The sequence below is a fragment of the Mycolicibacterium sp. ND9-15 genome (genome assembly GCF_035918395.1).
Lineage (GTDB): Bacteria > Actinomycetota > Actinomycetes > Mycobacteriales > Mycobacteriaceae > Mycobacterium.
Genome location: NZ_CP142362.1, coordinates 213,386 through 229,872 on the forward strand (window position 1 = coordinate 213,386; position 16,487 = coordinate 229,872).

General features: G+C 66.3%; 18 protein-coding genes. 5 read left to right on the forward strand and 13 right to left on the reverse strand.

Annotation, left to right across the window (positions count from 1 at the left end; all coding sequences use genetic code 11):
• Positions 1 to 69: 69 nt before the first annotated feature.
• The 11 genes from QGN32_RS01010 to QGN32_RS01060 form a co-directional block, all read right to left on the reverse strand.
• The gene (locus QGN32_RS01010; protein WP_326546842.1) at positions 70 to 198 is read right to left on the reverse strand and encodes a hypothetical protein; all 129 of its coding nucleotides are present in this window, start codon (positions 196 to 198) and stop codon (positions 70 to 72) included.
• 60 nt (positions 199 to 258) lie between these two features.
• Positions 259 to 1,068, reverse strand: coding sequence for an enoyl-CoA hydratase/isomerase family protein (locus tag QGN32_RS01015; protein ID WP_326546843.1), 810 nt, complete (start codon positions 1,066 to 1,068; stop codon positions 259 to 261).
• Between the two features lie 605 nt (positions 1,069 to 1,673).
• Positions 1,674 to 2,039, reverse strand: coding sequence for a PIN domain-containing protein (locus QGN32_RS01020; RefSeq protein WP_326548871.1), 366 nt, complete (start codon positions 2,037 to 2,039; stop codon positions 1,674 to 1,676).
• Positions 2,040 to 2,074: 35 nt separating this feature from the next.
• The gene (locus QGN32_RS01025) at positions 2,075 to 2,326 is read right to left on the reverse strand and encodes a FitA-like ribbon-helix-helix domain-containing protein (RefSeq protein ID WP_326546844.1); all 252 of its coding nucleotides are present in this window, start codon (positions 2,324 to 2,326) and stop codon (positions 2,075 to 2,077) included.
• Positions 2,327 to 2,411: 85 nt separating this feature from the next.
• Complete coding sequence (locus QGN32_RS01030; RefSeq protein WP_326546845.1) at positions 2,412 to 2,759, reverse strand: metal-sulfur cluster assembly factor; 348 nt, start codon at positions 2,757 to 2,759, stop codon at positions 2,412 to 2,414.
• A complete protein-coding gene (gene sufU, locus QGN32_RS01035; RefSeq protein WP_326546846.1) occupies positions 2,756 to 3,214 on the reverse strand; it encodes a Fe-S cluster assembly sulfur transfer protein SufU in 459 nt (152 codons plus the stop codon). Before sufU ends, QGN32_RS01030 begins: the two co-directional genes overlap by 4 nt.
• Positions 3,215 to 3,223: 9 nt before the next feature.
• Complete coding sequence (locus QGN32_RS01040; protein ID WP_326546847.1) at positions 3,224 to 4,507, reverse strand: cysteine desulfurase; 1,284 nt, start codon at positions 4,505 to 4,507, stop codon at positions 3,224 to 3,226.
• Between the two features lie 2 nt (positions 4,508 to 4,509).
• Positions 4,510 to 5,280, reverse strand: a complete 771-nt coding sequence (sufC, locus tag QGN32_RS01045) for a Fe-S cluster assembly ATPase SufC (RefSeq protein WP_326546848.1) — start codon at positions 5,278 to 5,280, stop codon at positions 4,510 to 4,512.
• A complete protein-coding gene (gene sufD, locus QGN32_RS01050) occupies positions 5,277 to 6,488 on the reverse strand; it encodes a Fe-S cluster assembly protein SufD (protein WP_326546849.1) in 1,212 nt (403 codons plus the stop codon). The genes sufC and sufD overlap by 4 nt, the downstream gene beginning before the upstream one ends.
• The gene (gene sufB / locus QGN32_RS01055; RefSeq protein WP_326546850.1) at positions 6,489 to 9,068 is read right to left on the reverse strand and encodes a Fe-S cluster assembly protein SufB; all 2,580 of its coding nucleotides are present in this window, start codon (positions 9,066 to 9,068) and stop codon (positions 6,489 to 6,491) included.
• A complete protein-coding gene (locus QGN32_RS01060; RefSeq protein ID WP_442791767.1) occupies positions 9,065 to 9,796 on the reverse strand; it encodes a helix-turn-helix transcriptional regulator in 732 nt (243 codons plus the stop codon). The genes sufB and QGN32_RS01060 overlap by 4 nt, the downstream gene beginning before the upstream one ends.
• A 91-nt stretch (positions 9,797 to 9,887) precedes the next feature.
• Here QGN32_RS01060 and mptB point away from each other — a divergent pair, with 91 nt between their 5' ends.
• From mptB to QGN32_RS01075, 3 genes are read left to right on the forward strand one after another with little or no spacing between them, the layout of a single operon-like run.
• The gene (gene mptB, locus QGN32_RS01065; protein WP_326546851.1) at positions 9,888 to 11,573 is read left to right on the forward strand and encodes a polyprenol phosphomannose-dependent alpha 1,6 mannosyltransferase MptB; all 1,686 of its coding nucleotides are present in this window, start codon (positions 9,888 to 9,890) and stop codon (positions 11,571 to 11,573) included.
• A 44-nt stretch (positions 11,574 to 11,617) separates the two neighbouring features.
• Entirely contained in the window at positions 11,618 to 12,526 is a 909-nt protein-coding gene (locus tag QGN32_RS01070) for an ABC transporter ATP-binding protein (protein WP_326548873.1), read from the forward strand.
• A 2-nt stretch (positions 12,527 to 12,528) separates the two neighbouring features.
• Entirely contained in the window at positions 12,529 to 13,299 is a 771-nt protein-coding gene (locus tag QGN32_RS01075) for an ABC transporter permease (RefSeq protein WP_326548874.1), read from the forward strand.
• On the opposite strand, the gene QGN32_RS01080 is transcribed toward QGN32_RS01075, so the two are convergent.
• Positions 13,213 to 13,896: a hypothetical protein gene (locus QGN32_RS01080; RefSeq protein WP_326546852.1), complete on the reverse strand. Its 684-nt coding sequence runs from the start codon at positions 13,894 to 13,896 to the stop codon at positions 13,213 to 13,215. The two genes, QGN32_RS01075 and QGN32_RS01080, sit on opposite strands and share 87 nt — an antisense overlap.
• Before the next feature lie 91 nt (positions 13,897 to 13,987).
• Here QGN32_RS01080 and QGN32_RS01085 point away from each other — a divergent pair, with 91 nt between their 5' ends.
• Together QGN32_RS01085 and QGN32_RS01090 are read left to right on the forward strand one after the other, a co-directional pair.
• Complete coding sequence (locus tag QGN32_RS01085) at positions 13,988 to 14,557, forward strand: TetR/AcrR family transcriptional regulator (RefSeq protein WP_326546853.1); 570 nt, start codon at positions 13,988 to 13,990, stop codon at positions 14,555 to 14,557.
• A gap of 52 nt (positions 14,558 to 14,609) precedes the next feature.
• A complete protein-coding gene (locus QGN32_RS01090; protein WP_326546854.1) occupies positions 14,610 to 15,560 on the forward strand; it encodes a COX15/CtaA family protein in 951 nt (316 codons plus the stop codon).
• Here QGN32_RS01090 and QGN32_RS01095 read toward each other — a convergent pair.
• Positions 15,510 to 16,460, reverse strand: coding sequence for an ATP-grasp domain-containing protein (locus tag QGN32_RS01095; RefSeq protein WP_326546855.1), 951 nt, complete (start codon positions 16,458 to 16,460; stop codon positions 15,510 to 15,512). The two genes, QGN32_RS01090 and QGN32_RS01095, sit on opposite strands and share 51 nt — an antisense overlap.
• Positions 16,461 to 16,487 lie beyond the last annotated feature (27 nt).

A 16,487-nucleotide genomic window follows, 5' to 3' on the forward strand; every position in this document is an offset into this window, starting at 1 on the left:
CCCCGTCGCTGGCGAGGAACGTCTCGAATGACGCTTCCGGCGGCTAGACGCGGTAACTAGAGTAGGCGGCTACTCCATCTCGATTCGGGATTCGGCAGAAAGACCGGCACGATCGGCATTCGCAAACGGTTGCGCCCGGTTCTTCGGCCACCGGAACAACTCGGCCAGCGGCGCGACCGAGGAGTCGAGCCATGCCAAGATACCGAGGCTCAGACCGACACCGCCCCCGGTCGGTAGCGTGCACATCGATGAGCGCAGTCAGCCGTTGCGAGGCCGCCCAGACGGAAAGCGCGGGGCGCGCTTCTCCCGTAGTGCTGTGTAGCCCTCCACGACATCGGGTCCCAGGAACGTCAGCATCTCGTAGGCCGCGGACTGGTCGAACATCGGTCCGGCGGCGCGCAGCCAGTTGTTGAGGGCGCGCTTGGTCAACCGGATCGCGGGTTGCGCTCCGTTGGCGAGTTCGTCGGCGATTCGCAGCGCCTCGTCGAGAACCTGTTCGCGCGGAAGAGCTTTGGCGACCATCCCGATGCGTTCGGCCTCAACTCCCGTGATCATCTCGCCGGTCAACAGGTAGTAGCGGGCTTTGGCCATCCCAGCCAGCAGCGGCCAGATGATCGCGGCGTGGTCACCGGCCGCGACTCCGAGTTTGACGTGGCCGTCGCCGATCTTGGCGTCCTCGGCGGCGATCGCGACGTCGGCGAGCAGCGCGGCCACGGTGCCGGCGCCGACCGCGACGCCGTTGATGGCGGAAACGATCGGTTTGTCGCAGTTGATGATGTTGTAGACCATCTCGCTCATCTCGTTGAGCATGTGCGAGACACGGTCGTAGTCACCGGCAATCCGTTCGACCATGGCCAGGTCACCTCCGGCGGAAAAGGCCTTGCCGGCACCGGTGATGACGGCGACGCGGGTATCTGGGTCGGCGGCGACGTCTTTCCAGATGGTCGCGAGCTCCCGATGCATCTCCTCGTCGGCGGCGTTGTACTTGTCCGGTCTGTCGATCGTGATGAGCAGTACGCCGTTGTCGCGCCGCGTCAGCGTCAATTGGTTGTAGTCGTCAAGGTTCATGCCGCAGACTCTATGGCGTACTGCAAGTCGGTCGAGTGGGCCTGCTCGGCAGCCTCGATCCGAGCGATCTCCGTGTGTTCGTAGGCGTCCAGTCGAACCCCGATTGGTGCGCTCAGTCTGATAGATCACTCCGAAGTTGTGCGCGGCCTCAACTATCTGACTTAGCGCGTCGAACCAGAAGGCCAGTGTGCCACTGAGCGCCGACGCGCAAACACCGAGCAGCCAGTTTTTGACCGTCGACCACGATGTAGGCAGTCTTCAATTGCGCTCACCTACGCCAGCGGATCGCTTCTGAAGCGAACACGTCGGTTGAGCGGCGAATAGCCCGCCATGAACGCTACCCGGATCGATGACCGGTGCGTCTGGCGTTGGCTGTGCCGTTTGAAAGTCCGTGGCCAGTGCTGGGACCAGTAGTTAAGGGCAATGCTCCCAATGTATTCCGTCTCGTGAATGGCGTCGGTAGAACCTCAGCGGTCCGGCGACGCTTACCCTGAGAATGCGGCTAAAGATGCTCAGAATGTTTCAATTCGCTACGACCCGCAGCAGTGATCTACCCATCACGCTGGACCTTCAACACGCACCAGCGACCGGCACTGGCTCCGTTGTCAACCCTCATCCGGCACGACAACGTCTGCGCCGAGGGCTCCCGCAGCCCTGGCCAACCGGGCGTCGAAGGTGACGAGCGGAACCGCGTACCGCACGGCAAGGGCTACGTACGGCGCGTCATACACGCTGAGGCTATGGTGCGATGCCCACACGGTGGTCAGCGACCACTCGTCGGAAAGACCGTATCGAACTTCCGCGGACAACAGCATTCGCGAACTCGGTCGCCTGGGCTCCGGTGACCAACTCCGCAGTCTCATAACGGCGGATCGTGCGGAGCACCTCCAAAGGGCCGTGCGCGGCACCATCCAATCGGGATCCGCGAACAGGATGACCCTGGCGGCGCCACCCAGCGACCCCGAGTCCATCAGCGCATGTGCCCACGCCGATGCGTCGACGACGATCACGCTCGGTCAACCTCAAACCCCTCGTCGCGCCCTTCGCGAACTACCCGTTCGGGGCTGAGGTCGTCGGGTATGCGGCACCGTTGCGCCGCCGAACGCTCGAACTCGTGCGAGTTTCGCGCGATGCGGGCCTCTCGCTCAACCATGGCGAGAAGGTAGCCCTGCATCGACTGCCCGTGCTTTGCCGCCTGCAGGGCGATCTCGTCACGAACATCCTCGGGAACGCCACGAATCTGAAGCGCCACACTCATGCATGCATTTTCCATGCACCTCACACCGTCAGAACCGGCACTTCGTGGGGTGACCTCAAACTCGGCGAGAGCCCCGGGACAGCCGTCAGACCGTGAAGCCGAGCGCCCGCAATTGTTCGCGACCGTCCTCGGTGATCTTGTCCGGCCCCCACGGCGGGACCCACACCCAGTTGATCCTGATCTCGTTGACCAACCCCGCACCCACCAGGGCGGTCCGCGACTGGTCCTCGATCACATCGGTCAACGGGCAGGCCGCCGACGTCAGCGTCATGTCGATCAGCGCGACCTTGCCCTCCTCGCCCTGCTCGACGTCGATCCCGTAGACGAGACCCAGGTCGACGACGTTGATGCCCAGTTCGGGATCAACGACGTCGCGCATCGCCTCCTCGAGATCGAACAAGAATTCCTCGTCAGGCACTGCGGTGTCGCTCATCCTGCCTCCTGTAATCCCTCGGACGCTTGCGCTAGCGCGTCTTTGAAAGCCATCCAACCCAGCAACGCGCACTTGACCCGTGCCGGGTACTTCGCGACACCGGCGAATGCGATGCCGTCTCCGATCACATCCTCGTCGCCTTCGACGGTCCCCCGTGAGGAAATCATCTCGCTGAACGCCGCGACAGTCTTCAATGCGTCTCCGACGCTCTGCCCGATCACCTGATCGGTGAGCACCGACGTCGAGGCCTGACTGATCGAACAGCCCTGGCCGTCATAGGAGATGTCGACCACCCGCTCGCCATCGTGGGACAGCGCAACCCGCAGCGTCACCTCGTCCCCGCAGGTGGGGTTGACGTGGTGGACCTCCGCGCCGAACGGCTCGCGAAGGCCGCGGTTGTGCGGGTGCTTGTAGTGATCGAGGATCACTTCCTGATACATCTGCTCCAGCCGCACGTCAGTCCCTCAGTTCAATCCCCGAGTCGCCGCGCTCCTGCCCGCCGGATCGAAGAATTCCACGGCCCGGCGCACACCGGCGACCAGGCGATCGACCTCGTCGAGGGTGTTGTACACCGCGAACGACGCTCGCGCCGTGGCCGCGATACCGAACCGGCGGTGCAGCGGCCATGCGCAGTGGTGCCCGACGCGCACCGCGACGCCCTCGTCGTCGAGCACCTGCCCCACATCGTGGGCATGGACGCCGTCGACGATGAAGCTGACCGGCGAGGCGCGGTTCTCCAGCGACTTCGGGCCGATGATCCGCACCCCGTCGATCGTGGACAGCCCCTCGAGCGCCGTGGCTACCAGCTCGGCCTCGTGCGCTTCGACAGCGGCCATCCCGATATCCCGCAGGTACCGCGCCGCGGCGGCAAGTCCGACCACTTGCGACGTCATCGGCGTGCCCGCCTCGAAGCGCTGCGGCGCCGGCGCGTAGGTCGTCTCCGCCATCGTGACGGTCTCGATCATCGAGCCGCCGGTGATGAACGGCGGCATCGAGTTCAGCAGCCCGGCGCGGCCGTACAACACGCCGATCCCATTGGGTCCCAACATCTTGTGCCCGGAGAACGCCGCAAAGTCGACGTCGAGCGCATGGAGATCGACGGGCTGGTGCGGTACCGACTGGCAGGCGTCGAGCACGGTCAGCGCACCGACCGCCTTCGCGCGCGAAACCAACTCGGCGACTGGGCCAAGGGCGCCGGTGACATTCGAGTGGTGGCTGAAGGCGACGAGTTTCACGCGTTCGTCGAGCTGCAGGGAGTCGAGGTCGATGCGGCCGTCTTCGGTCACGCCGTACCACTGGAGCGTCGCGCCGGTGCGACGCGCCAACTCCTGCCACGGGACCAGGTTGGCGTGGTGCTCGAGTTCGGTCGTGACGATCACGTCGCCCGGCCCGACGGCGCGCTCGAAGCGCGTGTCCCCCACCGAATAGGACACCAGGTTGATCGCCTCGGTCGCGTTCTTGGTGAATACCAGCTCAGCGGGGTCGGCGCCGACGAACTCGGCGATGTCCGAGCGGCCGTCCTCATAGGCGTCGGTGGCCTCCTCCATCAACTGGTGCGCGCCGCGGTGCACAGCGCCGTTAGAGGTGACCAGGAACTCGCGCTCGGCGTCGAGGACCTGCAGCGGCCGTTGCGAGGTCGCCCCGGAATCCAGGTATGCCAGCGTGTTTCCACCGCGCATCTGTTTCTTCAGGATCGGGAAGTCCGCGCGGATGGCGGTCAGGTCCAGCGGGCGAGCGGCGGCGGTCACGGTTATGCCTCCGCGGCCGCCGTCTCGGTGAACCGGACGTAGCCGTTCTCCTCGAGCTCGTCGGCGAGTTCCGGGCCGCCGGAGGTGACGATGCGACCGTCGATGAACACGTGCACGAACTGCGGTTGGATGTAGCGCAGGATGCGGGTGTAGTGCGTGATCAGCAGCACGCCGCCGTTCTCGGTCTCGGCGTACCGGTTGACGCCCTCGCTGACCACCCGCAGCGCGTCCACGTCCAGACCGGAGTCCGTCTCGTCGAGGATCGCGATCTTCGGCTTCAGCAGGGCCAGTTGCAGGATCTCGTGACGCTTCTTCTCACCGCCGGAGAACCCCTCGTTGACACTGCGTTCGGAGAACGACGCATCGATTCCGAGGTCGCTCATCGCAGTCTTGACCTCTTTGACCCAGTGCCGCAGCTTCGGCGCCTCACCGCGCACGGCCGTGGCGGCGGTGCGCAGGAAGTTCGACATCGACACCCCCGGCACCTCGACCGGATACTGCATCGCGAGGAACAGGCCCGCGCGGGCACGCTCGTCGATGCTCATCGCCAGCACGTCCTGCCCGTCCAGCGTGATCGTGCCCGACGTCACCGTGTACCTGGGGTGTCCCGCGATCGCGTACGACAGCGTGGACTTGCCGGATCCGTTGGGACCCATCACCGCATGGGTCTCTCCCGACTTCACGGTCAGGTTCACGCCCTTGAGGATCGGGATCTCCTCGCCCTCAGGGGTGTTCACCGAGACGTGCAGGTCTTTGACTTCGAGTGTGGTCATGATCGTTGCTGTTCTCTCGTCTCTGGATTCAAACCAGCCGTGATCGCTAGTTCTCGTTCGATTGCTTCGGTGAGGCGCTCGCGCACCGCCGGCACGGCGATCTTGGCGATGATCTCGTTGAAGAAGCCGCGCACCACCAAGCGCCGCGCCTGATCCTCGGGGATGCCGCGGGCCCGTAGATAGAACAACTGCTCGTCGTCGAAACGTCCGGTCGCACTGGCGTGTCCGGCGCCGACGATCTCGCCGGTCTCGATCTCCAGGTTGGGCACCGAATCCGCGCGGGCACCGTCGGTCAGCACCAGATTGCGGTTCACCTCGAAGGTGTCGGTGCCGGTGGCCTCGGCGCGGATCAGCACGTCCCCCACCCATACCGTGTGCGCATCAGGTTTCCCGGACTCCGGATCGCCTTGCAGCGCACCTTTGTACAGCACATCGGACTTGCAGTTCGGGTAGGAGTGGTCGACCAGCAGCCGGGACTCGAAGTGCTGGCCGTCGTCGGCGAAGTAGGTGCCGAGCAGCTTGGCGTCACCGCCGGGTCCGGTGAAGCGCACCGTCGCCGTGGTCCGTACGACGTCCCCACCGAGTGTCACGTTGACGTGCCCCAGCACGGCGTCCTTACCGAGCCGCGCGTGATGTGCGCTGACGTGCACGACGTCGTCGGCCCAGTCGGCGATCCAGATCACCCCGAGACCGGCGGAATCGCCGACGACGATCTCGACGTTGTCGGCGTAGGTCCCGCTGCCGCGCAGATCCACCACGACGATGGCCCGCGAGAGCTCCTCGACGCGGATCTGCAGATGTCCGTAGGCGACCGCACCCTCGCCCGGGCCGGTGATGTCGATCTCGATCGGTTCGGCGATCTCGGTGTCGCGGCCGACGGTGACGATGGTCGCGGTATTGAACGATGAATAGGCTTGGGCGGCAACCCGGTCGGTGGGCGCACCGCCCTGGCCGAGCCGCTCGTCGCCGCGACGCACGGTCTCGATGGTGACACCCGGGCACTCGGTCACGACGATCGCCGCGGTTCCGGTCGCGGGAGCCGTTCCGTCGTGCAGGCCGCGCAGCCGCTTCAGCGGCGTGAAACGCCAGATCTCGTCACGGCCGCCGGGCACCTCGAACGCATCGACGTCGAACGAGGAGAACAGTTCGCCCTTGTTGACGGCGGCGAGGGCCGAGCCTTCCACCGCCGCGGCGAGATTGGATGACACTCAGCCCACCGCGCCTTCCATCTGCAGCTCGATCAGCCGGTTGAGCTCCAACGCGTACTCCATCGGAAGCTCCTTGGCGATCGGCTCGACGAAGCCGCGCACCACCATCGCCATCGCCTCGTCCTCGGTGAGGCCGCGGCTCATCAGGTAGAAGAGCTGATTCTCGCTGACCTTCGACACTGTGGCCTCGTGCCCCATCGTCACGTCGTCCTCGCGGATGTCGACGTACGGGTAGGTGTCGGAGCGGCTCACCGTATCGACAAGGAGCGCATCGCATTTCACGCTCGCCCGCGACCCGTGCGCGCCCTTGTTGACTTGGACCAGGCCGCGGTAGGACGCGCGGCCCCCGCCGCGGGCCACCGACTTGGACACGATGTTGCTCGACGTGTTCGGCGCCAGGTGCAGCATCTTGGCGCCGGTGTCCTGATGCTGGCCCTCGCCGGCGAACGCCACCGAGAGCACCTCACCCTTGGCGTGCTCACCGGTCATCCACACCGCCGGGTACTTCATCGTGACCTTGGACCCGATGTTGCCGTCGACCCATTCCATGGTCGCGCCGGCTTCCGCTCGAGCGCGCTTTGTGACGAGGTTGTACACGTTGTTCGACCAGTTCTGAATAGTCGTGTAACGGCAACGGCCACCGGGCTTTACAATGATCTCGACGACCGCCGAGTGCAGTGAGTCAGACTTGTAAACGGGAGCAGTGCAGCCCTCCACGTAATGCACATACGCGCCCTCATCCACGATGATCAGCGTCCGCTCGAACTGGCCCATGTTCTCGGTATTGATCCGGAAGTAGGCCTGCAGCGGGATGTCGACGTGCACGCCCGGTGGGACGTAGATGAACGAGCCGCCCGACCAGACCGCGGTGTTGAGCGCGGAGAACTTGTTGTCGCCGGCCGGGATCACGGTCCCGAAGTACTGCTTGAAGATGTCCTCGTGTTCCTTCAGGCCCGTGTCGGTGTCGAGGAAGATGACGCCTTGCGCCTCAAGGTCTTCTCGGATCTGGTGGTAGACCACCTCGGAGTTGTGCGCCACGAGACCTTCGGCGACGAAGTTGTGCGGGCCATCAACTTCGATGTCGTACACCGGTTCCACCGCATACGGCTCGACCGACTTGACCCGCTCGAACCCGAGCCAGTCATTGCAGTGCACGCGAATCGTCGTGCCGTGCGCGCCGTTCGACGAATGGAAATAGGCTCGCCGGCCGAAGCGGTTCGTCCGCTTGATGTTTCGGCAACCCAGACGATCGAAATCGCCCGAAATCCCTAGCCGCCAGCCAATCTGTGTCCGAGACGGATCGTGGTAATAGGGCTGCGTGAAGGACCATGGTCCGCCGGCTCGCAGTCCGGACAGCTCGGCGAGCTCACGCGCTTGCTTGATGAGAGGTTCATTAGCACATGTCAACAGGATGGAGCCGCTCTTATCCGGGCTCACGTACCCGTCGGCATCGACCCAGCCGCCCAGGAATGCCAGCCGCTGGTCGACCGGGAGCGAGTAGACCCAATCCGGAACGCGCTTGGTCAGCGACAGTCCTGCGAAGCCGAGCTCGACGATCCACTCGGTGAGGGCCTTCGAGTTCACGACGACGCGGAACTCGTCCGCCTCGATGCAGCGTAGCCCGAAGAGGTCCTTGACGACGCGCGTCAACTCCGCGCGCAACTCGACATCGGTGGCTGGGATCGCGAACTGCACGCGACAGGTCTTGGTCGACAGATGCAGATTGCCGTCCCCGATGTACAGGCCAAGCAGCCACATCAGATCAACATCGCTAGTCGTCGGCGTTTCCAGCCCACCCACGGACGGAAGCTCGGCGGCCTCACCGAAGTTCGGGATCTGACGCGGCACGGCTATGAAGTCGCCAGCCTTGATCTCACCGACGGTCACCCAGCGACGGGCATAGCGTGCGCGCTGACGGCCCGGCTTGCGCTCGTCGCGCAGCACCAACATGGGATGGTTGTCCGTCGCGCGAAGTGTCCGCCGTCCAGTCTTGACCTCATAGGTCATCCGAGTATCGGTCTGGGCCGACGCCTTGACCGGCGCCACGACGAACCGCTCGCCTATCTCGTCATATGCGAAAACCCGGTCGCCATAGACGACTTCCTTGATCGGAACTTGGCCACGATTGGCGGTCCATACCAACGTGTCTCCGGCCAAGCACTCATACTGAGCCGCCACACCAGCGACTAACCTTTGCTTTTCAGCCTCCGGAATGCCCAACCGGTCGTAGGTATTCCTAATATCTTCTGGCAAATCTTCCCAGGATGCGGCCTGCTTCTCGGTGGAGCGCACGAAGTACTTGATGTTGTCGAAGGCGATGCCCTCGAGGTTGGAGCCCCATTTCGGCATCGGCTTCTTGTCGAACGTGCGCAGCGCTTTCAGCCGGGTCTCGAGCATCCACTCCGGTTCGTTCTTCTTCCCCGAGATGTCCCGAACCACCGCCTCGGACAGCCCGCGCTGCGCGCCGGCACCCGCGACATCGGAGTCCACCCAGCCGTAGCCGTACCGGCTCAGCGAAGCGATCGCCTCATCCTGGCTCAGCGGTTCGCCTACCTTGTGGACCTCGGGTGTCGTCGTCATCTCGACGCTCCTTGCTTTCTAGTGGGGGCTGTGGCGCTGATCTTCTCGACCAGCGGTACGTGCGTGGTACAGGCGCAGTCGCCGTTGACGATCGTGGCGAGCCTCTGCACATGGGTTCCCAGAATCTCGGCGAACGCCTCGCGCTCGGTCTCGCACAGTTCGGGGAATTCCTCCGCGACGTGCGACACCGGACAGTGATGCTGACACAACTGGATACCGGGCACCGGACCGGCCACCGGTGTCGTCGTCGTCGCGTAGCCGGCCTTGGTCAGCGCGTCGGCGACCCGACCTGCAGTTGATTCAACGTCACCGGGCCCCTGAGATACTCCCGCGAGAATCCCGTCGACACGACGGCGCGCGAACGCCCGTACGGCGTCATCGCCACCGATCTCGCGCAGCTGGCGGATGGCATCGGCGGCGAGGTCGTCGTAGGCATGGCCCAGTTTGGCGCGCCCAGCCGCGGTTAGCCGGTACCGCTTCGCGGGCCTGCCGCGCCCCGTGTGCTGCCATGCCGCCGCGGCGCTGGACTGGGCGTCCCCGGCGTCCATCAGCGCGTCAAGATGGCGACGCACTCCGGCGGCGGAGATTCCGAGCCGTTCGCCGATCTCACCGGCGGTGATCGGTCCGGATTCGAGCAGCAGTTGCACGATCGCCCCACGCGTGTGGCGATCGGCTCCTGCGCTGGATGTCGCCGCCGGGGCGGCTCCAGCCTCCGGACTGAATTTCACAACACTATTGTGACGGAATTCCGAAAGTCATGTAAAGCAAGGGCACCCTTAGCGAGGCGAGAGCCAAGTCGTCGGCGGTTACGCTGCATTGGTGGCAGCCCGCCTACCTTCGTTCAGCTCGTGGATCGCCCGTTGGCATGCCGACGAACGCCCGGTGGGCTCCCCCCTCAACGACGCCGAGGTCATCGCGCTGCGCCGGACACGACTGTTCGGCGCGGCGGGCACGGTGCTGATGGCGATCGGTGCGCTCGGGGTCGGGGCAAGGCCGGTGGTGCAGGATCCGACGTTCGGCGTCCGGCTGCTCAACCTCCCGTCTCGTCTCCAGACGGTGTCTCTGACGATGACCACCACCGGCGCCGTCATGATGACGCTGGCCTGGTTGATGTTGGGGCGATTCGCGCTCGGTGACCGGCGCATGTCCCGCAGCCAACTGGACCGGTTGCTGTGGCTCTGGGTGCTGCCGCTGCTGATCGCCCCGCCGATGTACAGCCGAGACGTCTACTCCTATCTGGCGCAGAGCGAGATCGGCGTCAAAGGCCTCGACCCGTACCGGGTCGGTCCGGCGACCGGCCTCGGCCTGGACCACGTGTTCACGCTCTCGGTGCCGAACATGTGGCGCGAGACACCCGCCCCGTACGGGCCGCTGTTCCTGTGGATCGGACAGGGTATCTCCAGGCTGACCGGTGAGAACATCGTGGCCGCGGTGCTGTGTCACCGGTTGATCGTGCTGCTCGGCGTGTGCCTCATCGTCTGGGCGACACCGCGTCTTGCCCGTCGCTGCGGCGTCGCCGAGGTGAGCGCGCTGTGGCTCGGGGCGGCCAACCCGCTACTGATCATGCATCTGGTGGGAGGCATCCACAACGAGGCGCTGATGCTGGGCTTGATGCTCGCCGGCACCGAGTTCGCCCTTCGGGCTGTCGATGCCGCCACACCGCTGCTTCCCAGACCGCTGGCCTGGCCGCAGGACCGCGAGCAATGGGCGCGGTGGCGGCCGCTGGCCACGCTGCTGCTGGGCGTCGTCCTGATCACGCTGTCGTCGCAGGTGAAGCTGCCGTCGCTGCTGGCGCTCGGCTTCGTGGCGATGGCGCTGGCCTGCCGGTGGGGTGGCACCGTCAAGGCGTTCTTCTTGGCCGGTGGCTCGCTGACCGCCGTGTCGGTGGTGGTGATGGCGATCATCGGCTGGGCCAGCGGCCTCGGGTTCGGCTGGCTCAACACGCTGGGCACCGCCAACGTCGTGCGCAGTTGGATGTCGTTACCCACCTTGCTCGCCCTGGGCACCGGTCAGGTCGGCATCCTGCTGGGGCTCGGCGATCACACCACCGCGGTACTGGGGCTGACCCGTGCGATCGGCGTCTTCATCATCGCAATCCTCGTGACCTGGCTGCTGCTGGCCGTGCTGCGCGGGCGCCTGCACCCCGTCGGCGGACTTGGCGTCGCGCTCGGCGTGACCGTGCTCCTGTTCCCGGTCGTCCAGCCCTGGTACGTACTGTGGGCCGTGCTCCCGCTCGCAGCGTGGGCCACCCGGCCCGCGTTCCGCAGCACCACGATCGTGGTGACACTGGCAGTGGGCATCTTCGGCCCCACGGCCAACGGCGACCGGTTCACCGTATTTCAGATCCTGCTCGCCACCGCGGCAAGCACCGTGATCGTGCTCGGGCTCATTCTGCTCACCTACAACAGGCTGCCCTGGCGCAGCGTGACAAGCCCGCCTCCTGACCCATCGTCGCCACCGCAGCCACAGCCGGTCCGACCCGACGCCTACGCTGAATCCCCGTGACCCACCTCGGATCGGGGGGCCCTGACACCCCCGTGGCCACCCCCGTGCGCCTGAGCGGGGTCAGAAAGCGCTATGGATCGACGGTCGCGGTGGCCAACCTCGACCTCGAGGTACAGGCCGCCGAGGTGTTCGCCCTGCTCGGCCCCAACGGCGCGGGCAAAACCACCACCGTGGAGATGTGCGAAGGGTTCATCAAACCCGACTCGGGCACCATCGAGATCCTCGGCCTCGACCCGTTCGGCGACAACGCCAGGGTGCGGGGACGCATCGGCGTGATGTTGCAGGGCGGCGGGGGCTACCCGGCCGCCCGCGCCGGCGAGATGCTGAACCTGGTGGCCTCCTACGCGGCCAACCCACTGGACCCGGCATGGCTGATGGACACCCTCGGGCTGACCGAGGCCGCGCGCACCACGTACCGGAGGCTGTCCGGCGGCCAGCAGCAGCGCCTGGCGCTCGCCTGTGCGGTGGTCGGCCGCCCCGAGCTGGTGTTCCTCGACGAGCCGACGGCCGGGATGGACGCACATGCGCGAATCGTGGTGTGGGAGTTGATCGATGCGCTACGGCGCGACGGCGTCACCGTGGTGCTGACGACCCATCAACTGACCGAGGCCGAGGAGCTCGCCGACCGCATCATGATCATCGACCACGGTCTCGCAGTGGCCACCGGGTCACCCGAGGAACTGATGCGCAGCGGCGCCGAGAACCAGTTACGGTTCCGGGCGCCGCGGATGCTCGATCTGTCGCTGCTCGTCTCGGCGCTGCCGGAGAGTTATCGGGCGAGCGAGACGGCCCCGGGCGAGTATCTGGTGGAGGGCGCGATCAACCCACAGGTGCTCGCGACGGTGACGGCATGGTGCGCCCGGCTCGACGTCCTGGCCACCGACATGAGCGTCGAACAACGCAGCCTTGAAGACGTGTTCCTGGACCTGACCGGACGGGAGTTGCGGCCGTGACGATGAATCGATTTGGGCCGGGTACCTTTTCGCCCGATCCGCGGCCGGCCACCGTGCAGAAGATGCTGGCCGCACAGTTCGCGCTCGAACTGCGGTTGCTGCTGCGCAACGGCGAACAACTCCTGCTGACCATGTTCATCCCGATCACGTTGTTGGTCGGGTTGACACTGCTGCCCCTCGGATCGTTCGGACCGAACCGGGCGGGGACGTTCGTGCCGGCGATCATGGCGCTTGCCGTGATCTCCACGGCGTTCACCGGACAGGCGATCGCCGTGGCGTTCGATCGCCGCTACGGGGCGCTGAAGCGACTGGGCGCCACGGCGCTCCCGGTGTGGGGCATCATCGCCGGCAAGTCCCTGGCCGTGGTGGCGGTCGTCTTCCTGCAATCGATTGTGTTGGGCAGCATCGGGTTTGCGCTCGGCTGGCGACCCCCGCTGGCAGGCCTGGCGCTCGGCGCGGCGGTCATCGCTCTGGGGACGGCGGCTTTCGCCGCACTGGGACTGCTGCTGGGCGGCACCCTTCGCGCGGAGATCGTGCTCGCCCTGGCCAACCTGCTGTGGTTCGTCTTCGCCGGGCTCGGCGCGCTGACGTTGGAGGGTGGCATGGTGCCGTCCTCGGCGCGGTGGGTGGCCCGGCTGACCCCGTCCGGCGCCCTGACCGAAGCACTGTCGCAGGCGATGACGATGTCAGTGGACTGGTTCGGCCTTCTGGTGCTCGCGGTGTGGGGCGTCGTCGCCGCATTGTGCGCGCTGCGCTGGTTCCGTTTCACCTGAGCGCAACGGCGGCAGGAGGTATTCGAGCTGCCCGACCTCTTCGATGTTGTGCTTGACCCAGGCGCGCATCTTGTCCCCCGGGAACCGTCGGCGCACGACGTTGTTGACGGCCGAGAGCAGCGGCGAACGGGCGCCCAGATCCATCACCGTCACGTAGTGCGTACCGTCCGCGCCGGCCGACCAGGTGTTTTCGAGCTGGAAGATCGGAATCCCCGCCAGCCGCTTGACCAGTCGGATGCCGGTCTCGTCGAGCTTCTCGACGCGCGCGATCTCGTCGATCTTGTACTCGGGCCGCCCGCCGAACGCCTCGACCATGCGGAAGCGAGCGCCGTCGGCGGCACCGCCACCGAGAGCCGGGCGCGCCAGTTCCCATCGAATGTGATCGATCGGATGCCAGGCGAGATAGCGGTCGATGACCTTGCCCCCGTAGACCATCGTCTCGCCGAGATGGGTAAACCAGTCGAGCAGCATCGTGGGGGTGACCCCTGCAAGCGGCCGGTGGTCGATGGTGATGCGGCGTCTGCCGTGACGATGCTCGAGATACCGCACAGACGCGGTGTCTACGGAGCGCAGCGGATAAAGCACGGGGCGAGCCATTAGGTCCTCCTAAGATACGGGCCCGTTTCCTATAGCGATGACGCTAGACTCGCCGCATAAGATACGCAATCGTTTCTTCGAGGGAGTGTCGATGCCACGTCGACGCGGCGAAGAACTCGACGCGGCCATCCGTGACGCGGCCCTCGACCTCCTCGCCCGGCACGGTCCGGCCGGCGTCACGATGGAGGCCGTTGCCGCGGCGGCACGCACGAGCAAGCCCGTGCTCTACCGGCGCTGGCCGGACGCGACAGCACTGTTGCGCGGCACTTTGATCGGCGTCGCCACCGCCGCGATCCCGCATGAGGACACCGGCAGTTACCGCAGCGACATGCTCGCGGTACTGCGCGGATGGGCGGCGCTGTTCACCGGCCCTCGAGGCGCGGTCGTCCGGGCAGCGGTCGCGGCGGGCTCTCACGATCCGGAGCTGACCGAGGCGTTTCGCGACGGCGTCATCGGCTGGCGCAAGAAGGAGATGGCCGCGTTGCTCGCCCGGGGCGTCGAACGCGGCGACGTGCGTGCCGACGTGCCGGTCGAGATCGCGCGCGAGTTGGGGCAGAGCGTGCTGTGGCACCGGTTGCTGATCACCGGCGATAGCATCGACGACGACCTGGTCGTCCAACTGGTCGACGAGGTGCTGGTGCCGTTCGTCTCGCCGCGGTAGGCGCAGCACCCGCTACTACGGCCTGTAGTTGCTCTGCTCTACGATCGAATTCGTGCGACGCGCCTTTCTGCGGCTGGTCGATCTGCTGCCGCTGCCCAGCCTGCGGACCCAGCGCGTCATCGCGTTTCTCGTCATCTTGACCCAGGGCGGCATCTCGGTCACCGGAGCGATCGTGCGCGTCACCGCGTCCGGATTGGGCTGCCCGACCTGGCCGCAGTGCTTCCCGGGCAGTTTCACGCCGGTGCCGGTCGCCGAGGTGCATTTGGTGCATCAGGCGGTCGAGTTCGGCAACCGGATGGTCACCTTCCTCGTCGTGATCACCGCAGCGGCGGCGGTGCTGGCGGTGACGAGGGCCCGCCGGCGCCGCGAGGTGCTCGTCTACGCCTGGCTGATGCCCGCGTCGACGGTGGTGCAGGCGGTGATCGGCGGCATCACGGTGCTGACGGGGCTGCTGTGGTGGACGGTCGCCATCCACCTGCTGACGTCGATGACCATGGTCTGGCTGTCGGTGCTGCTGTTCGTCAAGGTCGGCGAGCCCGACGACGGAGTCGTCGTCCGGCGTGCGCCCAAGCAGTTGCGACAATTGGCGCTGCTCAGCGCCGTGGCGCTGGGCGCCGTCCTGGTGACGGGAACACTGGTGACCGGGGCGGGCCCGCATGCCGGAGACAAGAGCGTCGACCGCACGATCCACCGGCTGCAAGTCCAGATCACCACGTTGGCGCACATGCACTCGGCCTTGATGGTGGCTTATCTGTCGCTGCTCGTCGGGCTGGGCTTCGGGCTCCTGGCGGTGCACGCGCCGCGGCCTGTGTTGGTGCGCCTCGGCGTCCTGGTCCCTCTAGTGATGGCCCAGGGCCTGGTCGGCGTCGTCCAGTTCTTCACCGGTGTGCCCGCCGCGTTGGTGGCCGTACACGTCGCGGGCGCCGCGGCCTGTACCGCGGCCACCGCTGCGCTATGGGCGTCGATGCGAGAGCGGGCCGAGCCCGAGCCGGTCGAGAGCTGACTCGACGCCGAGGGCAAACGCACGCTGCTGGCGCTCCCGCGTGTCGGCGTCCAGTTGCGCCCAGCCGAGCGACGGCTCGACCAACTCGACCTCCAACACTCGTGGGTCGTCGCGGCCGCCGATGATGTCCACCCGCGCGTACAGCAGTTCCTCGGTCACGGTGTCGAGGTTGGCGGCCACCGCGGCCAGCGCTTGGTGACCGATGTCCCACAGCTCGAAGTCGGGTTCGACGGGACAAAGCGTCTCTTCTGCATAGGTGCCCGACTCGTCGAACTCCGGGGCATCACCGGACCCTCGCAAGATCGGGCCCTTCGCGAACGCGTGAGACTGCACACCGGCGACGAACACCAGCGCGGTCTCGCCCTCCTCGATCCGCGGGTCATATGGCTGCACCAGCACCGTCCGACCCGAGGCCTGCAACTTCGCCGCATGCCGCCGGGCATCGTCTCGGTCGGAAAACCGCAACGTGTCCACCGATCCCGCGCCGACAGCGGGTTTGACCACGATCTCGGCGACCTCGGCGTGCTTCGGCAGCCGCACCGTCGCACCCGGGGCGAAAAACCGGCTCGGCACGATCGGCACACCCGCATCGGCAAGGTCGGCGAGGTAGCGCTTGTCGGTGTTCCACCGCACCACGTTCGGCGGGTTGAGTAGGTTGCGGACCCGTTCCGTCCAACCGAGGAACTCGTCGAGCCGCTCGGCGTAGTCCCACGTCGCACGCAGGATCACCAGGTCCGCCTGCAGCGTGGCCGGGTCGTCCCAGGACAGCCAGCGGGCATGTAACCCGCGCTTGCCCAGCGCCGCGACCAGGCCGGCGTCGTCCCCATCACCCTCCGGCAGCGCCGGGCATCCGGCCAACACGATGCGCGGATGGAACACATCAGGCCTGGCGAGCTTCACGAGAGCCAGGATATTGGGAGGATGGAA